Genomic DNA, 23,946 nt, shown 5'->3' on the forward strand with positions numbered 1-23,946 from the left:
GCAACAAAGTATGTTTCTTGTTGCCAGCACTTCTTTAGCCTGTTTACCGACGAGGGCCCATTCCAAGATGGCTGTTTACTATGTCAGATCTATTGGATTTCTGATTTGCATGCGCTGCCGCCTCTTTGATTGTCTTTCCATGGTTTTTCTGTTCGATAATCAGTTTCATTTGATCAGTTTCAGCTCTAATAGGTGGGGCGGTAGGTTTTGGAACTTTGAGTTTACTAATCTGAGTTGATAATTCTTCTTTGTTTATGGGGGGGTGCCCACTTGTCCCATTCACAGCTGTTGTCCCGGGAAGTTTGACGTTAGCGTTTACAGGATTTCTACCGGGTAGGGATGGGTGGAATTTTGGTGTATTAGACGAAGCGGCAAGCCGTGGTCCGGCAGAACTAATAGGTCTCAATCCCAACTTGTGGACTTCGTCTGAGCTGAAGCCCCACATTTTTGTTCCAGATGTGTCAGTATTCTTGGCCAAGTTTATTAATATGTCATCCAATCCATTACCGACAACTCTAGCAATCGAACCAAAGGCTGCCCCGGCAACCCCTGGCACAATCGACGCCAGCCCCAAATACATCCCCCACTGTCCCGCTTCTTCATCGCCATTGGCAGCAGCAACCGCACTGGCCGCTGTTGAGCCCGCGCTAAGCGCCGTCGCTGTCGCCAGTGATGCGGTTTTAGCAACTGCAAAACCAAACGCAGCACCCGTCAGCGGCGCGGCAGCGCCAAAACTGGCGACGGTCGCGGCGCCCGCAGCAACCGTACCCACCGCGCCCAGCACCACGAACACCCATGACAACCAGTCGCCTCCACTGCCCCCGGAAAGCTGCGGCACCTCGTCCTCATACGGGAATCGCAGCCGGCCGCTCCAGCCAATGGCTTCGTGTCCGGAAGGGTCACGCAGGGCGATCGGGTTGCCCAGGCAATAGCAGTAGCCGACCTGGACCATCGGCTGCCCGGAGCCGGGAAAAATACGGTGGTCGGTGACCCGTGGCAAAGGAGTGCGACCGCTGCCCGTAGGGAACTGATGGCCGAGGTCTTGATAGCGGATTTCCTCCCGCGCACCGCTGGGCGTTTCCACCGAGGTAATGCACAAGTGGTCGTTCTTGAGGGTGTAACCGAAGCGCCATGACGCCTGGTTGTCGGTGGGCAAGGTGATCTTGCTCACGTATCGGTCGGAACCTTGCAGCGTCATGACAAAGTTTGCCAGCGGGCCACCGCTCGGGCCGGAAAACGGGTACAGCAGCACCTCGACCGATGCGCTGTCGCGTTTCACCGTCAACAGGGTTTGGCCTGAGTCATCCTTGATCCAGGACAGGATTTGGTCCGAGCCACTGAAGGGGACATAGCCCAGCGTGATCTTGTGCCCCGTAAAAGAACGAATCTCGACAGGCAGGGCGACCCGGTTCTGGGCGCTGCCGAGCACTTCGAGGATCTCGACCAGCCCGGATTTGTGCACCACGCGGTAGCGATTGCTACCCTCCGGGTAGAAATGAAAGCTGTCGATTTTCTGTTCCTTCATTACCAACTGACCGGTCTGACTGTCGGTGCCGGTGACTTTGAAGGTTTCACCGGTACTCAGCGACAGGATCTGAGTGCTGGGGATGTATTGCGACAGCTTCATGTTCCAGCCATGACCCCAACCACTGTCACGAGGGTTGAGGGCGCTGTAGTACAGCCTCAGGTCAAACCCTGGCCCGCGTAAGTCATTGGTCTTGATCTCCGGCAAGTTGATAGAGATTTTGTACAGACCCGTGCGTGAGTCGACGCCGTTTTCCACGGCGCTCACGAAGTTATTTGCGTTGGAACTCACCGAGGAAGTATCAGTCATGGTTATTAATCTCGTATTGGGCCAGGTAAAGAAAAACAGAATGAGGCGTTCGGGCGCGTATCGAAAATAAAAGCGCTCACCAATGTGCCCACAATAAAACGCCAATAAGAAATTGGTCTGAAATCCAGATTTTCACCTGTAGTCCGTGGATGGGTTCAGGTTCCTGGTTAAAACAATAACAGCGAAAGAACGCGGAAGAACCTATCAGTTCTGATAGTGGGCAGATCTTGAATTCCGGCGTAAAACATAGTCATCCATGACTGCCGTGTTGGATGCGGCCTTGACCCAGTACGGGGCCTGGGCCGTATGCGCGCAATAGGAGTTTTAAAGATGACGGCTACACTGCCAGCGCCGAAAGTTCCCGATGTTGGGCCTGATAATGTTATCGATCTTGATAAGTTGGGCAATGCAGATCTGAAAACCTGGGTCGACTATCCGCGTATAGCCGAGGGCGATGGGTTTTGGCCTACCTTGTGGGGCCGCAGTGCGAGTGGTGAGGCTGTCGATGATTTCAACGAGTTGGTCGTCATAGGTCCGGGTGAACTTAAACCGGAAGGTATGCCGGTACTCATCTCCAATGGCAAACTCAAAGCGCTGAAAGGGGGGCAAGTATTCTATTCGTACAAGATGCACGATCCCGATGCGCCGGATGGACGAGGGGAAGAGTCGCTGCGCCGGTTTTTCTATGTTGGCAAACCGTCGTCGGCTTCACTGCAACTGCCTGTCCTGCACTTCAAGGAATCTCACAGCCTTTGCGTGGACCTGGACCAAATTGGAGACGGCGGGGCTACTCTTGTAGCCACGCCTTATCAGGCCATGTCGGTTGGCGATGTTTTTACCTTTGTATTTGATATGTATTTTGAAGAGGACGAACCCTGGCAGAAATTGACTTACGCTAAAGAATTGCTCGAGGCCGATATCGGTAAACCGTTGCAATGGTCGATACCAAAGAACGAGTTACAGATTATCCAGGGCGGCTTTGCGAACATGGGTTATCGCATCGATTATGCCGAACCTACCGTAACGAGCGAGTCAGCCATACAAACGGTGCACGTGATCGCCCCCCCGGATACTTTGCTGCCTGCCCCTAAAGTCAAAGGCCTTGACGGCAATGAACTGGACCCCGATGTACATCCTGACGGCATCATGCTGGCAATCAAACTGTACCCGGGTATCCAGGTCGGTGACTACGTGGTGGTGTACGCCGAGAGCGATACTTCAATCTACGAAGAGCGCGATGACGTTGACGATCCGGCAGGCGGCACTGCGCCCCGTCAAATCTATGCAGCCACCTATGACGAGTGGAATCGTCTGAAGACAGAGACAGAGTTTGACTGGCTGGACAGGCAGGCGCTGGCCCTGACCAGTTCCTTTGAGTATGACGACTGGGGCGCGCAACGCTGCGTGACCGGCCCGGTCGGTGTGAAAACATTCGAAGTAACCGACCCCATCGGTACGTCTGCGTGGAGTGGGCCGATCCAGCGCAGCTGGCGCGAAGGCACCGGTGCCACAGCGCCAGTGGGCAAAGCGTAGGTATCACCCTGCAATACGATGAGTTCGATCGGGAAACCCTGCGCAGGTTCGACCTCAACGGGCTTAGGCAGGAATTGAGTCAGGTTTACAACGATGTCGATGGCTTGAAGCAGCGGACCCTGATGGAGGGCGCCACCCTGTTGCGCGATGAAACCTATGAATACGACCTGCGCGGGCGACTGACCAACTACGGATGCACGGGCACGCAACCGCCAGTAGATCCCTATGGCAAGCCGATCTCCCAGCAGATTTTCAGTTTCGATGCCCTGGATAACATTACGTTGCTGATGACCTATTTCGGCAGCGCCTTCAACCGGGCGAGATATTTCTATGACAACCCGGACAAGACACAACTGAGCAAGGTCACGAACAATCATGCGGACTACCCGCCGCAGATTGATTTGAAATACAACCCCGGTGGCCACCTGATCCTCGATGAGGAACAGCGCACCCTCGACTACGACGCCCTCGGCCGGTTGATCAGCGTCAGCGGCTCGTCAAGTGGGGCGTCGAGAAGCTACGGCTACGATCCGCTGGACAAAGCGGTTGCCATGAACGATGGCACTGGCGCTGAGCAACGCTTTTATCAGGGTGATCTACTGGCTAATCAGATCAAGGGCGCCACCAGCAGCACCTTCATGCGTGGTCATGAGGTTGTGCTCGCCGAGCACCAGGCTGGTGCGAACCCAAAGTCCCTGTTGCTGGCCAGTGATCTCAAGAACAGTGTGATGAGCGAGGTCAGTAAGTCGGGTCGTAAGGATAATGCGTACTCGGTGTATGGCTACCGTGGGGATGACCCGGTGGGGAGTGGGGCTTTGGGGTACAACGGAGAGCTTCGTGAAGTAGTCACGGGATCCTATTTGTTGGGGGATGGGCATCGTTCCTTTAATCCGACGCTGATGAGATTCCATAGCCCGGACCGCGAAAGTCCGTTTGAGGAGGGCGGTGTAAACCCGTATGCGTATTGTGGAAATGATCCGGCTAATTTTGAGGATCCCACGGGGAAATTTCGCTTTTTTGCATGGGTTGCGAAGTTCTTTGGTTCCAAGGCGAGCACTGGAGCAAAAGTAGCCAGCACTGGGGCAAAGACAACCAAGGCAGCAAGTGCTGGGAAGAAGGTGTCCAAGGTAGTTAATTCAGGTACCAATAACGGGCAAAGCACAAGCGTTGGTGGCAAAACAGGGCGATCAGCCCAACCAATTCTCACGAATCCAAAGCGTTCGGGGGCAATAAACGCAATAAAAGGGAAAGGCAAAAGTGGCTTTTGGAACGATCTGAAAGACGGGAAAATCCAGACGGACTACACGAAACCGACCCAGAGTCAGCAATCTCGTGCGCCTGTACAAGGAACTAAGTTTGGAGAATCGCTGGAAAATCCAAAAAGCGGAGCAGAGCGATTGTCGTCCCGTCTCGGTAAATCACTGATGAATGATAATGCCCCAAATATGAAGAATGATTGGAGTCAAGCATCGGAGGTAAGGGACGGCATTCGATCACACTTTAAAAATTAAAGACTTGTCCATGCTCGCCGCAGGTAAGGCGAGCATGGATTTTTTCTTACCGGGCAGACTAAGTTGCTGCTGTTCTTCAATTCTGGGCGAAACCGACGCACACTCAAAGTCAGCCTCAAGGCAACTCAATCAACCCCAGCTCCAACGCCTTGACCACTGCACACCCACGAGAGCTCACGCCGAATTTGCGACGAATATTGGCAAAGTGATAATTCACACCGGCTTCGGTGCAGTTGAAAATCCGCCCGATTTCCCAGGATGATTTGCCAATGGCGCTCCAGCGCAGTACTTCTTTTTCACGCGCGGTCAGGGTAACGGCGGCGGGACGCTCCGTTTCGGGATGCTTGAGGTGGGCCGGGGATGAAGAAGATGTGACTGTGGCTGAGTCGGCACGGAACATGTCGGGAATCTCCCTTAAATCATCAATGATTGCGGGGGCCGCAGGATCGTCCTGCTCCACGATGGCGAGGTACGCGCGGCCATCCTTCGGATGCCATGACAGGCAACGCAAGGTTCGATTTCCTTATATCCCGAATAGAAAATCATGGAACCTGTCACAAATTACAGGCAGCAGTCTTCGATAATCGTAACTTGCTGAATAAATGTGCTTTTGTAGTTTAAAAATTCTTCCCTTCCCGACCAGTAGCTCTTCATCGGCAGGGTTACGCTGGAAAGCTGTTCGCCATGCTGGCGAGTTGCGTGATTTGAGATAGGGTAGAGGCTGGATCCCGCGCGATATGGAGAACGACATGCGCTATTCAGCCTTGACTCAACGAATTGCCGGTGACGGCGCAGCAGCCTGGCAGATTCATGATCGAGCGCTGCAATTGCGCGAGCAGGGCATCGATGTGCTGCTGTTGTCCATCGGCGATCCGGATTTCGATACGCCGCCACCGATTGTGGAAGCAGCCGTTGCCAGCTTGCTGGCCGGAGACACTCACTATCCAGCGATACGCGGCAGCCAGGGCTTGCGCGACAGCATTGCCCGGCGGCACCAGCAACGCAGTGGGCAGGTGGTGGACGCCGACCACGTGATCGTGATGCCCGGCGCGCAATGCGCGGTGTATTCGGTTGCGCAATGCCTGCTCGATCCGGGCGACGAAGTGATCGTCGCCGAACCGATGTACGTCACCTATGAAGGCGTCATTGGCGGCTGTGGGGCTAAAGTGGTGGCCGTGCCTGTGCGGCCGGATAACGGCTTTCGGGTCGACCCCGCAGACGTCGCCGTACGTATCACTGAGAAAACAAGGGCGATTCTGCTCAACAGTCCGAATAATCCATCGGGCGCGAATTTATCGCTGGCAATCTGGCGTGAACTGGCAGCGTTGTGCGTGCGCCACGACCTGTGGCTGATCAGCGACGAGGTCTACAGCGAACTGCTGTACGAAGGTGAACACATCAGCCCGGCCAGCCTGCCGGGCATGGCCGAGCGCACTGCGACCATCAACAGCCTGTCCAAATCCCACGCCATGAGCGGCTGGCGAGTGGGGTGGGTGATCGGGCCCAAATCCATGGCCGAGCATCTGGTGAATTTGTCGATGTGCATGTTGTTCGGCATTCCCGAATTCATTCAGAACGCGGCACAGCTTGCGCTGGATGAGGATTTGCCTGAAGTGGCAATGATGCGCGAGGAGTACCGCCAGCGTCGCGATCTGGTGTGTGCAAGCCTGAACCAATGTCCGGGCCTGCGGGCGATTCGGCCGGATGGCGGGATGTTCGTGATGGTCGATGTGCGCCAGACCGGATTGTCTGCCCAACACTTTGCAGAACGATTGCTGGAGGGGTATGGCGTGTCGGTACTGGCCGGGGAGGCATTCGGGCCGAGCGCGGCAGGGCACATTCGCCTGGGGTTGGTCGTGGATCAATTGAAACTGGCGGATGCCTGCCGGCGAATTGCGTTGTGTGCGATGGACCTTTTGGAAGCGCGCCGGGCCTGATGGTTTTGTCTTGTCTGTACCGGCCCCTTCGCGAGCAGGCTCGCTCCCACGGTGAACCTGTGTTGAACACAGATTTTGTGTCCACTGAAGATCCTTTGTGGGAGCGAGCCTGCTCGCGAAGACTGACTGACAAACGCCGAATGTCTTAATCCTTCCACGCCCGCACATTCACCAGATTCTTCGGCAGCTCGCCCGCCAGCGCCGCCAGCAGGTTGTTCACCGCACACCCGGCCATGGCCTCCCGCGTCTCATGGGTCGCCGAGCCGATATGCGGAGTCGCCACCACGTTATCCAACTGCAACAACGGCGAATCCGGATCGAGCGGCTCGCGCTCAAACACATCCAGCCCCGCGGCGCGAATCTGCTCCGCCCGCAACGCCTCGATCAGCGCCTTTTCGTCGACCACCTTACCCCGTGAAATATTGATGAAGATCGTCTCGGGGCGCATTTGTGCGAACTGCTGCGCACCGATCAACCCTTCAGTTTCAGCCGTCAACGGCAAGGTCAGACAAACAAAATCCGCCTGTTGCAACAGCTCCGGCAAGCTGCGGTACTGCGCATTGAATCGCTGCTCCACCGCCGGTTTCGGCGAGTGGCTGTGATAGATCACCGGCATGCCGAAACCGAAATGCCCGCGTTGGGCCAATGCCTCGCCAATGCGCCCCATGCCGATGATTCCGAGGGTCTTGCCGTGCACATCGCTGCCGAATTGCGCCGGGCCGATGTTGCGTTGCCATTGACCGGCGCGAACCATGTTCGCCAGCTCCACCACGCGCCGGGCGGTGGCAAGGATCAGGGCGAAGCCGGTGTCGGCGGTGGTTTCGGTGAGCACGTCCGGGGTATTGGTGAGCAGGATGCGGCGTTCGGTGAGGTAGTCGATGTCGTAGTTGTCGACGCCCACCGAGACGCTGGCGATGGCCTCCAGATTCGGTGCCAGATCAAGCAACTGAGCATCCAGTTTCAGACTGGCACCGAGTAAACCGTGGGCATGGGGCAGGGCGGCGCGCAATCGGGCCAGGCCTTCGGCATCGAGGCTGTCGATCAGGGTGACTTCAGCGTGTTCCTGAAGCCTGGCCATCAGCGCCGGCGAGAGTTTCTTGTACAGCACAACCTGCTTTTTCATCGCGTGTCTCTCAACTTCTTCTATTCAGGAATGGGCGGGACGGGTCACGGCAACCGGGGGCCACGCCCGGTCACTGGCGCCGGGCTTGAGGAAAATCGTCAGCACCACCGAGAACATCAAGGCACCGCTCATCAACAGGTACGAGGCGCCGGGCGAACCGGTTGAGCTGTTCAGGTAACCGACCAGATAGGAGCCGCCAAACGAACCAAGGGCACCCATGCTGTTGATCAGGGCCATGGCACCTCCGGCGACGTTGGCCGGGAGGATTTCCGGGATGATGGCGAAGAATGGTCCGTAAGGTGCGTACATGCAGGCACCGGCAATCACCAGCAGGGTGTAGGACCACCAGAAATGTTCAGCGCCGAGGGCGTAGGAGCCGTAGAAGGCAATCGAGGCGATCAGCAGCGGCGGCCAGACGAAGCGTTTGCGTTTCTGCAATTTGTCCGAGCCCCAGGACACCAGCAGCATGCCGATGACCGCCGCCAGGTACGGTAGCGCCGAGAGCCAGCCGGCCTGGACCATGTCCATCTGCGCGCCGGCCTTGAGGATCGACGGCAGCCATAGCACGAAGCCATAGACCCCGATGCTCCAGCAGAAAAACTGCAAGGCCAGCAGGATCACTTTTGGCGAGCGGAAGGCTTCAGCATAGTTTTTCACCGCCTTGATGCCGACCTGTTCGGCGGCGAGGGCGCTTTCCAGATCCTGTTTCTCCTGACCACTGAGCCACTTGGCCTGTGCGGGACGATCATCGGCCAGCTTCCACCAGATAAATGCCCAGAGCACCGCCGGCAAGCCTTCGATGATGAACATCCAGCGCCAGCTGTAGTGCTGCACCAGATAGCCCGAGACCACCGACATCCAGAGCATGGTCACCGGGTTGCCGAGGATCAGGAAGGTGTTGGCCCGGGAACGTTCGGCACGGGTGAACCAGTGGCACAGGTAGATCAGCATCGCCGGCATCACGGCGGCTTCGACCACGCCGAGCATGAAGCGGATGACGATCAGCCAGTAGGCGTTGGAGACGATCCCGGTCAGGGTCGCCAGGCTGCCCCACAGGATCAGGCTGACGAAAATCAGCTTCTTCACGCTGTGCTTTTGCGCGTAGATCGCGCCGGGTACCTGGAAGAAAAAGTAGCCGAGGAAGAACAGCGCGCCGAGCATCGACGACAGGCCCGGGGTGATCATCAGGTCGGCGGCCATGCCCGAGGCGGCGGCGAAACCGTAGTTGGCACGGTCCAGGTACGCCAGGCTGTAGGTGATGAACACGATGGGCATGATGTACCACCAGCGGCGGGCGGCGAGGGTTGCGGTTTTCATCAGTGGTGCTCCTGAGCTTGTTGTTTTTGTCGCAGCAGGTAACGGTTTTTGGATCTTTAGTGACAGTTCCGGCCTCATCGCGGGCAAGCCCGCTCCCACAGGGATTTGTTGTGGATATCAAATTGTTGTTCACCACAAAAACCTGTGGGAGCGGGCTTGCCCGCGATGGCGGCCTCAAATTCGCCATACATCTCAAGTCGGGTCGGCAACCCCTCCATATCCCCCCGACTCTGCACGGCACGGCTGCCAATCCAGTTGGCCCGCTTCACGGCGTCGACAATGCTGTGGTTTTCCAGCAGCGCGCTGATCAAGCCGACTGCAAACCCGTCGCCGGCGCCCACGGTGTCGACCACCGTTTCCACCGGCACACCGGCAACGAATCCCTCATCCAGCTGCGTGCGGTAATAAGCACCATGTGGGCCGAGCTTGATTGCCACCGCTTCAACGCCCTGGTTGAGGTAGAACGCCGCAATGTCAGCCGGGTCTTCGAAACCGGTCAGCAAGCGACCTTCACTCAAGCCAGGCAGCACCCAATGGGCGAGGGCGGCAAGGCGATTGATTTCGGTGATCATCTCTTGCTGGCTCGCCCACAGGCTCGGGCGCAGGTTCGGGTCGAAAGAGACGCTGCGCCCTGCATCACGCATGCGGGTCATCAGTTCAAAGGACATTTCCCGCGCAGTGGCGGAGAGCGCCGGAGGAATGCCGGTGGCGTGCAGGTGCCGAGCCTTGAGCAATTGGGGAACGATGGATTGCGGTGACAAATGACTCGCCGCCGAGCCGCGCCGGAAGTATTCCACCACCGGATCGTCGCCATCATCGGTACGGGATTTGAGTTGAAAACCGGTCGGATGCGCGGGGTCGACAACCACGTTGCTGCAATCGAGCCCTTCTTTTTTCAGCGTATCGACCACGAAACGCCCCAGCGAGTCATCGCCCACCCGGCTCAGCCATGCCACCTTGAAACCCAGGCGCGACAGACCGATGGCAACGTTGCTGTCTGCTCCGGCAATGCGCTTGTGAAAGTGGTCGACCTTGGCCAGGTCGCCGTTCTGGTCAGCGACGAACATCGCCATGGTTTCGCCGAACGAGAGGATATCGATCTCAGACATGGGCGTTCTCCAGCCGGGATTCACCCAGTCGGGCGAGGGTGGCGACATGTTCGCGGGTGAGCTGTACCAGGTCGTCGCCTTGCAGCGGGTATTCCACGGCGCGCATGACGCCTTGGGCCATGTGCCGAAGCAGTTGTTCCCACTGGTGCAAGTCGCTGGCGGCCGGCGGTATGGCGACCAGTTTGCCATCGGCCCGGCGTGATACCGCCTTGCAATGCACATAGCCAACATGACGACCGAGGAGACGCGCGGCGCTGGCGGCGGATTGATCCTGCCAATGCCAGTTGCCGATATCGAAGGTCATCTTGATCGGCAGTTTGTGCTGTTCGACTTCATTGAAAAAGCGTTGGAAGGGTTCGATGCGGCCGCCGTGCAGGGTCTGGTCGTTTTCCACCAGTAGTTGCACCGGGCTTTGCGCGAGTGTGTTGGCCAGGGCTTGCAGGTCGTTGTTGTCGGTGAAATAGCCCAGGGAAACCTTGAGCCATTTGGCGCCGAACGCCCGGGCGCGTTGCAGGGCGCTCATCAACTCGAGGTTAGGTTTCGACTGGCCGGCCAGCCACAGTTCCATGGGCGAGGAGTACACGCTTTGCAGCCCTTTGGTCTGTGTTGCGTTGGCCAGTTGTACAGGCGCTTCACCGGTCAGCAATTCTTCACGCCACTCAATGTGCGTGGCCCCCGCGGCGGCCAGCACGTCGATGAAACTGCCCTGGCCCCGTTGGCGCACCAGATCGGCGCCGTAGCTGGAGAGGCTGATGGAAACGGCGGGTGTGTTCATTATTTTTCTACCTCTGAAACCGGTTTCATTTTTGTTCAAAAAAATAGGCGGTGATCTTGTGGGCCTCTTCGCGAGCAGGCTCGCTCCCACAGTGGATTTATTTACGCAGATCCATTGTGGGAGCGAGCCTGCTCGCGAAGGGGCCAGAACAATCATCGAGAAATCCCACGGGTAGACCCCCGGACAATCAACCGCGCCGAAAAATCCAGGGTCCGCAGCGGCCCGTCATCACCCCGCAATCGCTTGAGCAAGCATTCAAACGCGCTCGCGCCGATTTCAGCAGTCGGTTGGGCGAGTGCAGTGATGCCGCTGCCCACCAGCGGATACCAATCCAGGTCATCGAGGGCAATCAGGCCCACGTCCTCGAACAAATTGCACTGGAGCTCCCGCAAGGCATGGGTACTGGCCAACGCCGCAATCCCGTTGGCGCAAAACAGCGCTTTCGGGCCGGTGCCTGGGGTGTCGAGAAATGTTTTCAAATGTGCGATCAGTTCGCTGCCGGTTTCGATGATCGTGCCGCTCAGCGCCGACCGTTGTGCGATCTGCTCTTTGAAACGGTTCACGCGTTCGATCCGCGAACTGGTGCCATCAAACGGCTCAGTCACCATCAGCACGTCCCGGTAGCCACGTTCTTCAAGATGATCGAGGGCCAGGTCGACGGCTTGCGGATTGTCCAGCCCGACCATATCGCTCTCGAGGTGCGCGACCTTGCGGTCCACCAGCACCAGGGGCATTTCCCGGTGCAGTTCATGCAACTCGTCGCGGTGGTGGCCGAGCGTATTCACAATCAAGCCTTCGATGTTGTAAGAACGCAGCAAGGCCAGGTGCTGGCGCTCCTGCTCATCGTCGCGGTCGGTGTTGCACACCACCAGGCTGTAGCCGTGCTGACGGCAGGCGGTTTCCACCCCGTGCATCACGGCAATCGAATAAGGGTTACGGATGTCGGCCACCAGCATGCCGATCAAGCGCGTACGCCCGCGCTTCAGGCCGCGAGCCATCTGGTTCGGGCGGTAGCCCAACTCGGCAATTGCCTGTTCAATGCGCAGGGCGATGGCATCGGAGAGCAGGGCGCGGTCTTCGCCGATGAACCGCGAGACGCTGGCCTTGGAGACCTTGGCGTGTTCGGCCACGTCGAGCATGGTTACGCGGCTGCGTTGGGCGGCGGAGAAATCGTTCACGGGCTGAAACCTTGTTATTGGATTTATAGGGTTTGAGTGCGTCGCGGGGTTGCACTGAAACCGGTTTCAGAAGACACCAAAAGCGGATTCGCCGTCAAGCCCCGTGTTGGCAATTGTCCGACAAATGGGCTTACGCCAAAACGCTCAACCACGCAGAGCCCAGCAACAACAGGGCCATGCAGCGATTGAAACATTGCATGGCCCGGGGCGAACGCAACCAGCGACTGGAGCCAGCACCGAGCAACGCCCAGACACCGAGACAGGGCAGCGATATCAGAAAAAAAGCTATGGACAGGCACAACACATGCATCAGCCGATCCTCACCGGCACCAGCGAAAACGCTGACCACGGCTAGCGCCATCATCCAGGTTTTCGGATTGATCCATTGCAAGCTGGCGGCGCCCAAGGCGCCAAGACGGGCACCGGTTACTTGCGCGGTGATCGCGACGGCCGGGGTGCGGAAAATCTGCCACGCCAGATAACTCAACCACGCTATGCCGGCCCATTGCATGACCGTCTGTAACAGGGGCCATTGAGTGAGCGAAGAGCCGGCGCCCATGCCCACCAGCAGTACAAGGAGCGCTGCGCTGACACAGGCGCCCAGGATGATCGGCACGGCGGCTAACAGGCCGAATCGCGCACTGTTGCTCAGCACCAGAATATTGGTTGGCCCCGGGGTGATCGCGGCCACAAAGGCAAACATCAAGAAGGGAAGAAACGTCGGGAAAGAGGACAGCATCGCAGGCAAACTCCGGTGAAGATCAGTGAATTGATCTTCTTCTCGGTCGGGTTACCTGTCTGGAAGATTTGAGCAACGCTTGCGGTACAGCGCGGGTGTCAGGCCGTAGGCGCGCACGAACCAGCGACCCAGATGGCTCTGATCGGCGAAACCCAGCGTCATCGCTACAGTCGTTGGCTGTTCGCCTTGGGACAACATTCGCCGGGCGGTGGCCAGTCGTAACTGCACCAGATAAGCATGGGGCGCCATGCCATAAGCCGCCTTGAAGGCGCGTGTCAGGCGGAAGCGATCGACGCCGGTGACGGCGGCCAGCTGGTCGAGGCCGATGTCGTATTGCGCATTGGCGTGCAGATACTCCCGCGCCTTCTGCGCCACCAACGGCAGGCGCGGGTCCTGGTCATAGCGGGTGCGCCAGTGCAGGTGGCGGGTCAGGCCCTCGAGCAAGGCATCGAGCGCCGTTTGGCGGACGATTTTCAGCTCACCCCTATGCAGGGTTTCAAAGGCCAATGCAGTGGCATGGGCCAGTGGCAGGTCGGTGGTGAGTGTGTTGGCAAAACTCAATTCGCTGTTGTCTGGAGCCTTGTCGAACACCGCGCCGAGTTCTCGCGTCAGCCACTGCGGATCGATATACAGCATGCGATACGTGAAGCCGTCGTCGGTCGGCGCTTCACCATCGTGAATGTCACCCGGCTCCAGCAAAAACACCTTGCCCGGTGTGCTCTGGTGTTTCGCCCGCCGACAATTGAACTGCTGCACGCCTTGCTCGGTGACCCCCACCAGATAACTGTCATGCCAGTGCGGATCGTAGGCATGGCCCTGGAAATGCGCGCGCAGGGTCTCGATGCCGGTGTCGGCGTCCTGGGACAGGTCGATCCAGTTATGAGTGTTCATGCAGCACCTGCGGGAGGATTGCCGATCTATTTAACGCCCGCGCAGGGGTGATGACTAGAACGTTTGTGCACGGCTCAATTGAACAGCCCGGCGGCGATGTTGATCGAGAATCCGAGTATCGCTGTATTGAACAGAAATCCAATCAGCGACTGCGCCAGCACAATCTTGCGCAATTCCCGTGTCGCCACGCCAACGTCCGAGGTTTGCACCGCCACGCTGAGGGTGAACGAGAAGTACAAAAAGTCCCAGTAATTGGGTGTGGTCAAGCCCTCGGCAAATCGTAGCGCCGGGTCTTTGCCTTCCCAGGTGTAAAACAAGCGCGCGTAGTGCACGCTGAATATCACGCCAATCAGCAACCATGAGCCAAACACCGTCAACGCAGTAAAACCGTAATGCAGCAGCTTGCGGGTGGTTTCCAGGTCCTTGCTGCCCGCCAGTTCGAAGGTGATGGTGGCCAGGCTGGCAAGCGCCGCAATGCACACCACCAATAGCACCAGCCCGGCGTTTTCGTCCTCGATCTCGGCAATGCGCTTCACGTCCGGAGCCTTGGAGCGCACGGTGAGCCAGAGCATCAGCACCAGATAGGTCCAGACCCCGGTGTTCCAGCCGATGAGGATTTTGTTGATGATCGAATCGGCGGGAATCAGGATGCCCGCGGCGATGCCCAGTGTCGTGGCGGCGGACAGGCGAGGGTGGGTGTGGGTGAGGTAGGGCATGGGGGCTCGATGGGTCTGGGTATTGCAAACACCTTAGCCCAGATCCTGAGGCCGAACATCGTCCCTTGTAGGAGCGAGGCTTGCCCGCGAAGAGGCCGTGACATCCAACATTGATGTTGGATGACACTCCCTCTTCGCGGGCAAGCCTCGCTCCTACAGGGACGGTGGTGTGGGTTATGGATTCTTGTGGCGTTTGTGAACGAGCTTCATCACCACCACAAAAAACACTGGCACAAATATCACCGCCAGTGTCGCCGTGATCATGCCGCCAATCACCCCGGTGCCGATGGCTTGCTGGCTCGCCGAGCTGGCGCCGGTGGCGATGGCCAGCGGTACCACGCCGAGGATGAACGCCAGGGACGTCATCACGATCGGCCGCAAACGCAGGCGCGCGGCTTGCAGGGTGGCGTCGATCAGGTCGTGGCCTTCGTCGACCAGGCTCTTGGCGAACTCGATGATCAGGATCGCGTTCTTCGCCGACAGACCGATGATGGTGATCAAACCGACCTTGAAGAACACGTCGTTGGGCATGCCTCGGACGGTCACCGCCAACACCGCGCCGAGCACACCCAGCGGCACTACCAGCAGCACTGAGGTCGGGATCGACCAGCTCTCGTACAACGCCGCCAGGCACAGGAACACGATCAGCAGCGACAAGCCGAGAAGGATCGGTGCCTGACTACCGGACAAGCGTTCCTGCAACGACAGGCCGGTCCATTCCTGACCCAATCCGGCCGGCCCTTGTGCCACCAGCCGCTCGATTTCAGCCATGGCTTCGCCAGTGCTGTGGCCCGGTTTCGGCTCGCCCGAGATGCTGATCGCCGGATAGCCGTTGTAGCGGGTCAACTGCGCCGGGCCTTGGGTCCATTTGGCCTGGACGAAGGACGACAGCGGCACCATGTTCCCGGCATTGTTGCGCACGTGGATTTTCAACAGGTCGTCGACCTGACTGCGCTGATCGCCTTCAGCCTGGACCACGACCCGCTGCATCCGCCCCTGATTGGGGAAGTCGTTGATGTAGCTCGAACCGACGGCGGTGGACAGCACGCTGCCGATGTCGGCAAAAGAAACACCCAAGGCATTGGCCTGCTTGCGGTCGACGATCAATTGCACTTGCGGGGCTTCAGCCAGGGCGCTTTCACGCACGTTCATCAGGATCGGGCTCTTTTCGGCGGCGGCCAGCAACTCGGTGCGTGCGCGCATCAATGTGTCATGGCCCAGGCCGCCACGGTCCTGCAAGCGGAATTCGAAGCCACTGGAGGTGCCGAGGCCGTCCACCGGGGGCGGCAAGACCGCGAAGGCCATGGCGTCCTTGATCTGGCCGAGGGCGATGTTGGCGCGGTCGGCAATCGAACTCGCCGAGTCATCGCCACCACGCTCGGACCAGTCCTTGAGCGTGGTAAACGCCAGTGCCGCATTCTGGCCGCTGCCGGAGAAGCTGAAGCCGAGAATCACGGTGCTGTCACCGACGCCGGGCTCGGTGGCGTTGTGCGCTTCGATCTGCTCGACCACCTGCACCGTGCGGTTTTTGCTCGCGCCCGGTGGCAGTTGAATGTCGGTGATGGTGTAGCCCTGATCCTCCACCGGCAGGAACGAGGAGGGCAGACGACTGAAGCACAGCCCCAGGCCGACCAGCAGCACCCCATAGATCAGCAGGTAACGACCGCTGCGTTTTAGCGCGTAGGCGACCCACCCTTGATAACGTGCAGTGAGTTGCTCGAAGCGACGGTTGAACCAGCCGAAAAACCCGGTTTTTTCGTGATGCTCACCCTTGGCAATCGGCTTGAGCAGTGTCGCGCACAGTGCCGGGGTCAAGGTCAGGGCGAGGAAGGCCGAGAACAGAATCGAAGTGGCCATCGACAACGAGAACTGTTGGTAGATCACCCCGACCGAACCCTGCATGAACGCCATCGGAATGAACACCGCCACCAGCACCAGGGTGATGCCGATGATCGCGCCGGTGATCTGTTTCATGGCCTTGCGGGTCGCGTCCTTGGGTGAAAGACCTTCAGTGGCCATGATCCGCTCGACGTTCTCCACCACCACAATCGCGTCGTCCACCAGAATGCCGATGGCCAATACCATACCGAACATGGTCAACACGTTGATCGAGAAACCCAGCGCCAACATGGTCGCGAAGGTGCCCATCAGCGCCACCGGCACCACCAGCGTGGGGATCAGCGTGTAGCGAATGTTCTGCAGGAACAGGAACATCACCGCGAACACCAGCACCATCGCCTCGAGCAAGGTGAAAACCACTTTGGTGATCGAGACCTTGACGAAAGGCGAGGTGTCGTACGGAATCTTGTACTCGACGTTGGCCGGGAAGTAGCGCGACAGCTCATCCATCTTCGCCCGCACCAGGGTCGCGGTACTCAGGGCATTGGCCCCCGGCGACAGTTGCACGCCGACGGCGGTCGAGGGTTTGCCGTTCAGGCGCGTGGAAAACTGGTATTCCTGGCTGCCGATCTCGACCCGGGCCACATCCGCGATGCGCACAGTGGAACCGTCCGGATTGGCCTTGAGCACGATGTCGGCGAACTCTTCCTGGGTTGACAACTGGCCTTTGACCAGAATGGTCGCGGTGATCTCCTGAGTGGTGCGGCTCGGCAAGTCACCGATGCTGCCCGCCGACACCTGGGCGTTCTGCGCGACGATGGCGGCATTGACGTCAGCGGGGGTGAGGTTGAAACCGATCAGTTTCTGCGGGTCGATCCAGATGCGCATGGCCCGTTCGGCACCATACAACTGGGCCTTGCCGACGCCGTCCAGACGCTTGATCTCGTTCATCACGTTGCGTGCCAGGTAGTCGCTGAGCGCTACGTCGTCGAGCTTGCCGTCGCTGGAGGTCAGGGTGATCAGCAACAGGAAACCGGCGGAGACTTTCTCTACCTGCAAGCCCTGTTGATTGACCGCTTGCGGCAGGCGCGACTCCACGACTTTCAGGCGGTTCTGCACATCCACCTGGGCCATTTCCGGATCGGTGCCGGGCTGGAACGTCGCCTTGATCGTGGCGCTGCCGAGGCTGCTTTGCGATTCGAAATACAACAGATGGTCGGCACCGTTGAGCTCTTCCTCGATCAGGCTGACCACGCTCTCGTCCACGGTCTGCGCTGACGCGCCGGGGTACACGGCATAAATTTCAATCTGTGGCGGCGCGACGTCGGGGTACTGCGCCACCGGCAACTGCGGGATGGACAGCGCACCGGCGAGCAGGATGAACAGGGTGACCACCCAGGCGAACACCGGGCGGTCGATAAAGAACTGCGGCATAAACAAGCGTCCTGCTTACTGGCCAGAAACCTGGGCAAGTGGAAGAGGGGAGTCGTCGATCTGCACCTTTTCGCCGGGGCGCGCATGTTGCAGGCCTTCGATGACGATGCGGTCGCCGGCTTTGAGCCCGCCGGTGACGATCCAGCGATCGTTCTGCACCGGGCCCAGTTCCACCGGTTGCCGGGCGACCCGTTGCTGCGCGTCGAGTAGCAGCACTTGAGCAATGCCGGCGCTGTCACGCTGGATCGCCCGTTGCGGCACGCTGATGCCTTGCTGGTCCACCGCTTGCTCCAGGCGCACCCGCACGAAGCTGCCGGGCAGCAGGTCGAGGTTCGGGTTGGGGAATTCGCTGCGCAGGATGATCTGACCAGTGCCCGGGTCGACCGTGATGTCGGAGAACAGCAGCTTGCCCGGTAGCGGGTAGAGGCTGCCGTCGTCCTGAATCAGCGTCGCCTTGGCCTGGCCTTGGCCCACTTCCTTGAGTTGACCGGAACGGAAGGCGCGGCGCAGGTCGTTGAGTTCGCGGGTCGATTGGGTGAGGTCGGCGTGGATTGGGTTCAGCTGTTGAATCAGCGCCAGTGGCGTGGTTTCGTTCTGCCCGACCAGTGCGCCTTCGGTGACCAGCGCGCGACCGATGCGCCCGGAAATCGGCGCGGTGACGGTGGCGTAGCCAAGGTTCAACCGGGCACGCTCGACCGCGGCTTTACTGGCGGCCACGTCGGCGGCGGTTTGCCGCGCATTGGCGCGGGCATTGTCGTAGTCCTGGCCGCTGATGGCCTTGTCGTCGATCAACTGGGCGTAGCGCTGTTCTTGCAGCCGGGCCTGGAACGCGTTGGCCTCGGCCTTGCGCAGTGCTGCTTCGGCGCTGTCGAGGTCGGCCTTGAACGGCGCCGGGTCGATGCGGAACAGCACGTCGCCCTGTTTCACGTCGCTGCCTTCACGGAAGGTGCGTTGCAGGACCACGCCAGCGACACGGGCGCGCACTTCGGCGATGCGCGGCGCGGCGATGCGCCCGCTCAGCTCGCTGCTGATGGTCAGCGGTCGGGCTGAGAGGGTTTCGATGCGCACGGTGGCCAGTGGTGCCTGTTCTTCGGCGGTCGAGGCCTTGTCGCACGCGCTCAGCGTCAACGCCAGGGCCAGAAGGCTGAGCCTGGCAAGCAGATTGTTTGACATGAATTACCCCAATAATGACCCCCAGCATCCTACTGGGCGACGGCGAGGGTAGCGGTGAAGCTTTGTTGGCGCTGTGTGAAATTGTGTAAGGGTTTTACTCAGGTGTGTGCGGGGGCGTATATCCTTGAATCCTTGAATTCCATTGCGTCTGTCAGATCGTCTTCGCGAGCAGGCTCGCTCCCACAGTTGAAATGCGTCCCCCTGTGGGAGCGAGCCTGCTCGCGAAAGCGGTCTATCCGGCGCCACTGCACTTTCTGGAAACACCCATGCCCAACATCCTCCTGGTCGAAGACGACACCGCCCTCGCCGAACTGATCGCCAGCTACCTGGAACGCAACGGCTACTGCGTCAGCGTGATCAGCCGTGGCGATCAGGTGCGCGAGCGCGCGCGGGTCACGCCGCCCGATCTGGTGATCCTCGACCTGATGCTGCCCGGTCTTGATGGCCTGCAAGTCTGCCGTTTGCTACGGGCCGATTCCGCAACCCTGCCGATCCTGATGCTCACCGCCCGCGACGACAGTCACGATCAGGTGCTGGGCCTGGAAATGGGCGCCGATGACTATGTCACCAAACCCTGTGAGCCTCGGGTATTGCTGGCGCGGGTACGTACCTTGTTGCGGCGCAGCAGTCTCAGCGAACCACAGACCGTCAACGACCGCATTGTGATGGGCAATCTGTGCATCGACCTGTCCGAACGCACCGTGACCTGGCGCGAACAACCGGTGGAGCTGTCCAGCGGCGAATACAACCTGCTGGTGGTGCTGGCCCGGCATGCCGGCGAAGTGCTGAGCCGCGACCAGATTCTGCAACGCCTGCGCGGCATCGAATTCAACGGCACGGACCGTTCGGTGGACGTGGCGATTTCCAAGTTGCGGCGCAAGTTCGATGACCATGCCGGCGAGGCGCGCAAGATCAAGACCGTGTGGGGCAAGGGTTACCTGTTCAGCCGTTCCGAATGGGAATGCTGAGACGATGTTCAGAATCCTTTTTCGCCTGTACCTGGTCACCATTGTTTCATTCAGTGCAGCGATCTACCTGGTGCCGGACCTGGTGATCAAGGTCTTCCACGAGCGCTTCCTGACCTACAACCTTGATTATTCCCGTGGCCTGCAAACCCTTATGGTCAAGCAGTTCAAGGCGGTGCCAACCGAGCAGTGGCCATCCCTGGCGGCGGAGATGGACAAGGAGTTTCATCCGCTGCACATCGTGCTCAGCGGCAACGACGATCCTGGTTTTTCCCTTGATGAGCAGCAGCGTTTGCAGCGTGGCGAAAACGTCGTGCGCATCGGCGACTGGGGCTGGCGTACCCTGGCGGTGGCGCCGCTGGATGAGCACACCGTGGTGCAAATGGTGGTGCCACCGGACCCGACGGACGTCAGCTTGCTGTACTGGAGCATCAACGTGCTGATCGGCGCGACCATGCTCGCCTGCCTGTTGCTGTGGCTGCGCCCGCACTGGCGCGATCTGGAACGGCTCAAGGGCACGGCCGAGCGCTTCGGCAAAGGTCATTTGAGCGAGCGCACGCAGATTGCCCCCAGTTCCAACATCGGCAGCCTGGCCAATGTCTTCGACACCATGGCCGGTGATATCGAAAACCTGCTGAACCAGCAGCGCGATCTGCTCAACGCCGTCTCCCACGAATTGCGCACGCCGCTGACCCGCCTGGATTTCGGCCTGGCCCTGGCCCTGTCCGACGATCTGCCAGCCACCAGCCGTGAGCGCCTGCAAGGGTTGGTGGATCACATTCGCGAACTCGATGAACTGGTGCTGGAACTGCTGTCCTACAGTCGCCTGCAAAACCCGGCGCGGGTGCCGGAACAGGTTGAGGTGTCGCTGGATGAATTCATCGATAGCATTCTGGGCAGTGTCGATGAAGAGCAATCGCCGGACATCGTCATCGACGTGCTGCTGCACGGCCAGCTCGAACGCTTCACCCTTGACCCGCGCCTGACCGCTCGCGCCCTGCAGAACCTGCTGCGCAATGCCATGCGTTACTGCGAAAGGCGCATTCAGATCGGCGTGCAGGTCTGCCACAAGGGTTGCGAGATCTGGGTGGACGATGATGGCATCGGCATTCCGGATGATGAGCGTGAGCGGATTTTCGAGCCTTTCTACCGGCTCGACCGCAGCCGCGATCGCGCCACGGGTGGGTTTGGCCTGGGGCTGGCGATCAGTCGCCGGGCGCTGGAGGCGCAGGGAGGTACTTTGACTGTGGAAGCGTCTCCGCTGGGCGGGGCGCGGTTTCGGTTGTGGCTGCCGACGCCGGTTTGACTCACGAGGACACCTGATACATAGCTATATAGCGCTACGCGATAAACAGTGTTCAGGTAGAAACTTGTTAGTCTGTTATTTACTAAAAAACTAGTAATTCTGACAGTGGGCATGGGTTTCTTATTTGCTGATAATTTGCCGGGCAAGCAAATAAACAGCGGTTAATTAACTTTGTGCAAGGGGTTCTAATATGATATCTGTTACTGAAGTGGAAAAAATTTTAAATAAAGCCAGGGATGGTGTAAATGATACTGGCACGTTTACCGCGACACTTCCGGAGACCATTCCAGCCGAACCGAAAAACTTTGCCGCCAATGCGGTGAATATTGATTTCACGGGTACTACTGGCATGGTTTCGGGGGTCAGTAACCAACACCCTTCAGGGAATAATGCGTTCATATTTACGGTGCCTCACGGTCTGCAGACCGGAACGCACCGTATTGTAAATGACCTGAACCCTAAAACCGTGGGTGCCAGTTTTACGCGTTTTTTTAGCGGGGACGATTACCAGATATATGTGGGAGTGGAAGGCACCCTCGTAGTGACCCAGATTTCTCCGTCGCATATGGTCGCTACTTTTGACTTCAAGACAGTTGCCGGTAAAGAATTCTCTGGTGCGTTCAATATTAGAGAAGGCTGATTAATGTCGAGGGGGGCTGATACGGGGCGGTGGGGGCTTGTGACCTCATCGCCACATTCAAAAGATGTCGCCTGCTATTGATGCTGATGACAAATCGTGGTGTTTGTCATGAATTTGAGTAGCAATCTATCAAACCTGACAGTCGCCACCTTCACCATTAAAACGTTTCATTATTCCTACGCAGTCAGGCTGTCGCGCCACGCACTGACGACTGGAGGGTGGAGATGGAAGCGCCAACAACAAGAATGGGTAAGGGGACGATCAACGCGATCAGGGTCGTCTGGGTCGATTCAATGTGGACGAAGTTCGCCATGGTCGTGCCGGATGATGGCTGTTCCAGGCTGGCAGTCAGGATCGGCCCTAATCGCACGCCTGAGGGGCAGGATCATTTCCTCGTGGGCGACAAGGTGAAATACACAGTGGTGCTGGACTCCTTGGGGGAATTTCCGAGGGCGCAGGATCTTGTGAAGGCTGGCAGCAGAACCGCCTGATCGACCTGTGGCAACTGTTCCGGCCTCTTCGCGGGCAAGCCACGCTCCTACAGGGTGCCCGGTGCTCTTGTAGGAGCGAGGCTTGCCCGCGAAGACGGCCAGAAGGTCACCATTGAAATCAAAACCTGCTCCCACATCACGCGCTCAACCGTCCGCGCAACACCGTGGCCATACCCTCCAGGTCCGCCATCGGGTTATGCCCGATCAGCATCCACGCATGCTCCATGTCAGCCCAATAGACAATGTTCATCCCGCGCCGACGTTCCTGGGCGAAATGCCGGCTACCGCTGTTGGAGCGGGTGACGCACAGCGCCATCGGACCATGGACCGGGTCGAGGTAGCTGATCTGGGCGATGGGCACGCCGTCGTATTCAAGGATTTGCGCGCGCTTGAATTCGGCGCGGGGCAAGGTCAGCTGCGCGGGCGTGAGGACCAGGCCCAGGCGTGCATCGAGGGTGCGCAATTGCGCGCGTTGGGCGGCTTCGTCGCCGGGCAAGTGGTCGAGGGTTTGCGGCACATAAAGCGCCATGTAGTCGGCCACCAATTGGCGCCAGTTGTCCTGCTGCTGTGTGGCTTGCCAGCCAAGGAACAAACGATCCGCCAGTACGCCGCTGACCACCAGCCCGGCTGCCGCCGCGAGGAACCAGCGGCGATTGAGTGTCGGACGGGCTGGCGAGGGCAGGGTGTCGAGCATGGCTTGCAGGCGATCCACCGGCGCCTGGCGTCCCAGTTCGTCGTAGGCCGCCTTGAATGGCAGGCTGCTGCGGTTCAGCCATTGCAGGCGCAGGCCGAGCATCGGGTCTTGCGCCACGGCCGCATCGATACGCTGACGCTGTTCGGTGTCGAGTTGGTCGTCCAGATAAGCCACCAGTTGCTCATCCGGGATTCGCGCGTTCATCGACGTTCTCCGCTGGAAGGGTTTGGCACGGACTGCAAGGGCGGGTATTCGGCGAGTTTGCCCCGGGCAGCCGCCAGGCGACTCATGACGGTGCCGATGGGCACTTGCAGTACCTCGGCGACTTCGCGGTAGGACAGGCCTTCGACATAGGCCAGGAACACCGTTTCGCGCTGGGCTTCGGGCAATGCATCGACGCGGCGGATGACTTGCGCCGCCATGACATGGGTTTGCGCCGCGTGTTCACCGTCGAACGACAACACCTCTTCGCCCTCCATCGTGCCTTGACCATGTCGCACCCGACGGGCTCGCACTTCATTGAGCCAGATCGAATGCAGAATGCTCATCAGCCAGCGATCCATGCGCGTGCCCGGTTCGAATTGACCGGCCCGTTCCAGCGCCCGCACACAGGTGGCTTGCACCAGGTCTTCGGCGACATGCCGTTGCCTGGACAACAGCAAGCCGTAGCGCCACAAACGCGCCAGATGCTGGCCCAGTTCTGCCCGTATTGCCTGATCGCTGGCGATGACGACCTCCGTC

The 23,946-nt window shown here is 59.1% G+C and carries 21 protein-coding genes; 7 read left to right on the top strand and 14 right to left on the bottom strand.

Annotated elements, in window-relative coordinates; genetic code table 11:
• Nucleotides 1-43: 43 nt before the first annotated feature.
• Nucleotides 44-1,834: a hypothetical protein gene (locus BJ917_RS00055; RefSeq protein WP_121100805.1), complete on the bottom strand. Its 1,791-nt coding sequence runs from the start codon at nt 1,832-1,834 to the stop codon at nt 44-46.
• A 330-nt stretch (nt 1,835-2,164) separates the two neighbouring features.
• Here BJ917_RS00055 and BJ917_RS32090 point away from each other — a divergent pair, with 330 nt between their 5' ends.
• Nucleotides 2,165-3,367: a hypothetical protein gene (locus BJ917_RS32090; RefSeq protein WP_256658474.1), complete on the top strand. Its 1,203-nt coding sequence runs from the start codon at nt 2,165-2,167 to the stop codon at nt 3,365-3,367.
• The gene (locus tag BJ917_RS32095) at nt 3,298-4,878 is read left to right on the top strand and encodes an RHS repeat-associated core domain-containing protein (RefSeq protein WP_256658475.1); all 1,581 of its coding nucleotides are present in this window, start codon (nt 3,298-3,300) and stop codon (nt 4,876-4,878) included. The genes BJ917_RS32090 and BJ917_RS32095 overlap by 70 nt, the downstream gene beginning before the upstream one ends.
• 115 nt (nt 4,879-4,993) lie before the next feature.
• On the opposite strand, the gene BJ917_RS00065 is transcribed toward BJ917_RS32095, so the two are convergent.
• Entirely contained in the window at nt 4,994-5,389 is a 396-nt protein-coding gene (locus BJ917_RS00065) for a LuxR family transcriptional regulator (RefSeq protein WP_305955468.1), read from the bottom strand.
• A gap of 238 nt (nt 5,390-5,627) precedes the next feature.
• Here BJ917_RS00065 and BJ917_RS00070 point away from each other — a divergent pair, with 238 nt between their 5' ends.
• The gene (locus BJ917_RS00070; RefSeq protein WP_121100808.1) at nt 5,628-6,815 is read left to right on the top strand and encodes a pyridoxal phosphate-dependent aminotransferase; all 1,188 of its coding nucleotides are present in this window, start codon (nt 5,628-5,630) and stop codon (nt 6,813-6,815) included.
• A gap of 145 nt (nt 6,816-6,960) precedes the next feature.
• Here the strand turns inward: BJ917_RS00070 and BJ917_RS00075 are convergent, their stop codons facing one another.
• The 10 genes from BJ917_RS00075 to BJ917_RS00120 form a co-directional block, all read right to left on the bottom strand.
• Nucleotides 6,961-7,938 carry a D-glycerate dehydrogenase gene (locus tag BJ917_RS00075; protein WP_096511723.1) on the bottom strand — a complete coding sequence of 326 codons (978 nt, stop codon included), beginning with the start codon at nt 7,936-7,938 and terminating at the stop codon, nt 6,961-6,963.
• A 24-nt stretch (nt 7,939-7,962) separates the two neighbouring features.
• Nucleotides 7,963-9,255: an MFS transporter gene (locus BJ917_RS00080; protein ID WP_121100811.1), complete on the bottom strand. Its 1,293-nt coding sequence runs from the start codon at nt 9,253-9,255 to the stop codon at nt 7,963-7,965.
• Between the two features lie 74 nt (nt 9,256-9,329).
• A complete protein-coding gene (locus BJ917_RS00085) occupies nt 9,330-10,364 on the bottom strand; it encodes a sugar kinase (RefSeq protein WP_254007530.1) in 1,035 nt (344 codons plus the stop codon).
• Nucleotides 10,357-11,139 carry a sugar phosphate isomerase/epimerase gene (locus tag BJ917_RS00090; protein ID WP_121100814.1) on the bottom strand — a complete coding sequence of 261 codons (783 nt, stop codon included), beginning with the start codon at nt 11,137-11,139 and terminating at the stop codon, nt 10,357-10,359. Before BJ917_RS00090 ends, BJ917_RS00085 begins: the two co-directional genes overlap by 8 nt.
• A 152-nt stretch (nt 11,140-11,291) precedes the next feature.
• The gene (locus BJ917_RS00095; protein WP_121100817.1) at nt 11,292-12,317 is read right to left on the bottom strand and encodes a LacI family DNA-binding transcriptional regulator; all 1,026 of its coding nucleotides are present in this window, start codon (nt 12,315-12,317) and stop codon (nt 11,292-11,294) included.
• A 130-nt stretch (nt 12,318-12,447) separates the two neighbouring features.
• Nucleotides 12,448-13,056 carry a LysE family translocator gene (locus BJ917_RS00100; RefSeq protein WP_121100820.1) on the bottom strand — a complete coding sequence of 203 codons (609 nt, stop codon included), beginning with the start codon at nt 13,054-13,056 and terminating at the stop codon, nt 12,448-12,450.
• 51 nt (nt 13,057-13,107) lie between these two features.
• Nucleotides 13,108-13,947 carry an AraC family transcriptional regulator gene (locus tag BJ917_RS00105; protein ID WP_121100823.1) on the bottom strand — a complete coding sequence of 280 codons (840 nt, stop codon included), beginning with the start codon at nt 13,945-13,947 and terminating at the stop codon, nt 13,108-13,110.
• A gap of 74 nt (nt 13,948-14,021) precedes the next feature.
• Nucleotides 14,022-14,663: a DUF1345 domain-containing protein gene (locus BJ917_RS00110; RefSeq protein WP_096511717.1), complete on the bottom strand. Its 642-nt coding sequence runs from the start codon at nt 14,661-14,663 to the stop codon at nt 14,022-14,024.
• Nucleotides 14,664-14,837: 174 nt separating this feature from the next.
• Nucleotides 14,838-17,936, bottom strand: a complete 3,099-nt coding sequence (locus BJ917_RS00115) for an efflux RND transporter permease subunit (protein ID WP_121100825.1) — start codon at nt 17,934-17,936, stop codon at nt 14,838-14,840.
• 15 nt (nt 17,937-17,951) lie between these two features.
• Nucleotides 17,952-19,109: an efflux RND transporter periplasmic adaptor subunit gene (locus tag BJ917_RS00120; protein WP_121100829.1), complete on the bottom strand. Its 1,158-nt coding sequence runs from the start codon at nt 19,107-19,109 to the stop codon at nt 17,952-17,954.
• A 266-nt stretch (nt 19,110-19,375) separates the two neighbouring features.
• On the opposite strand from BJ917_RS00120, the gene BJ917_RS00125 reads away from it, so the two are divergent.
• From BJ917_RS00125 to BJ917_RS00140, 4 genes are all read left to right on the top strand, one after another.
• Nucleotides 19,376-20,077 (top strand): response regulator transcription factor, encoded by a 702-nt coding sequence (locus tag BJ917_RS00125; RefSeq protein WP_121100831.1) that lies wholly within the window; start codon nt 19,376-19,378, stop codon nt 20,075-20,077.
• 4 nt (nt 20,078-20,081) lie between these two features.
• Nucleotides 20,082-21,380 carry an ATP-binding protein gene (locus BJ917_RS00130; RefSeq protein WP_121100834.1) on the top strand — a complete coding sequence of 433 codons (1,299 nt, stop codon included), beginning with the start codon at nt 20,082-20,084 and terminating at the stop codon, nt 21,378-21,380.
• A gap of 190 nt (nt 21,381-21,570) precedes the next feature.
• A complete protein-coding gene (locus BJ917_RS00135) occupies nt 21,571-22,020 on the top strand; it encodes a hypothetical protein (RefSeq protein WP_121100837.1) in 450 nt (149 codons plus the stop codon).
• A 224-nt stretch (nt 22,021-22,244) separates the two neighbouring features.
• Nucleotides 22,245-22,511 carry a hypothetical protein gene (locus BJ917_RS00140; protein WP_121100840.1) on the top strand — a complete coding sequence of 89 codons (267 nt, stop codon included), beginning with the start codon at nt 22,245-22,247 and terminating at the stop codon, nt 22,509-22,511.
• A gap of 136 nt (nt 22,512-22,647) precedes the next feature.
• Here the strand turns inward: BJ917_RS00140 and BJ917_RS00145 are convergent, their stop codons facing one another.
• Both BJ917_RS00145 and BJ917_RS00150 read right to left on the bottom strand, forming a co-directional pair.
• Nucleotides 22,648-23,409 (bottom strand): anti-sigma factor, encoded by a 762-nt coding sequence (locus BJ917_RS00145; protein ID WP_121100843.1) that lies wholly within the window; start codon nt 23,407-23,409, stop codon nt 22,648-22,650.
• Nucleotides 23,406-23,903, bottom strand: a complete 498-nt coding sequence (locus BJ917_RS00150; protein WP_172901675.1) for an RNA polymerase sigma factor — start codon at nt 23,901-23,903, stop codon at nt 23,406-23,408. Before BJ917_RS00150 ends, BJ917_RS00145 begins: the two co-directional genes overlap by 4 nt.
• Between the last annotated feature and the right edge of the window lie 43 nt (nt 23,904-23,946).

The sequence above is a fragment of the Pseudomonas sp. WPR_5_2 genome (genome assembly GCF_003634475.1).
GTDB lineage: Bacteria > Pseudomonadota > Gammaproteobacteria > Pseudomonadales > Pseudomonadaceae > Aquipseudomonas > Aquipseudomonas izuensis.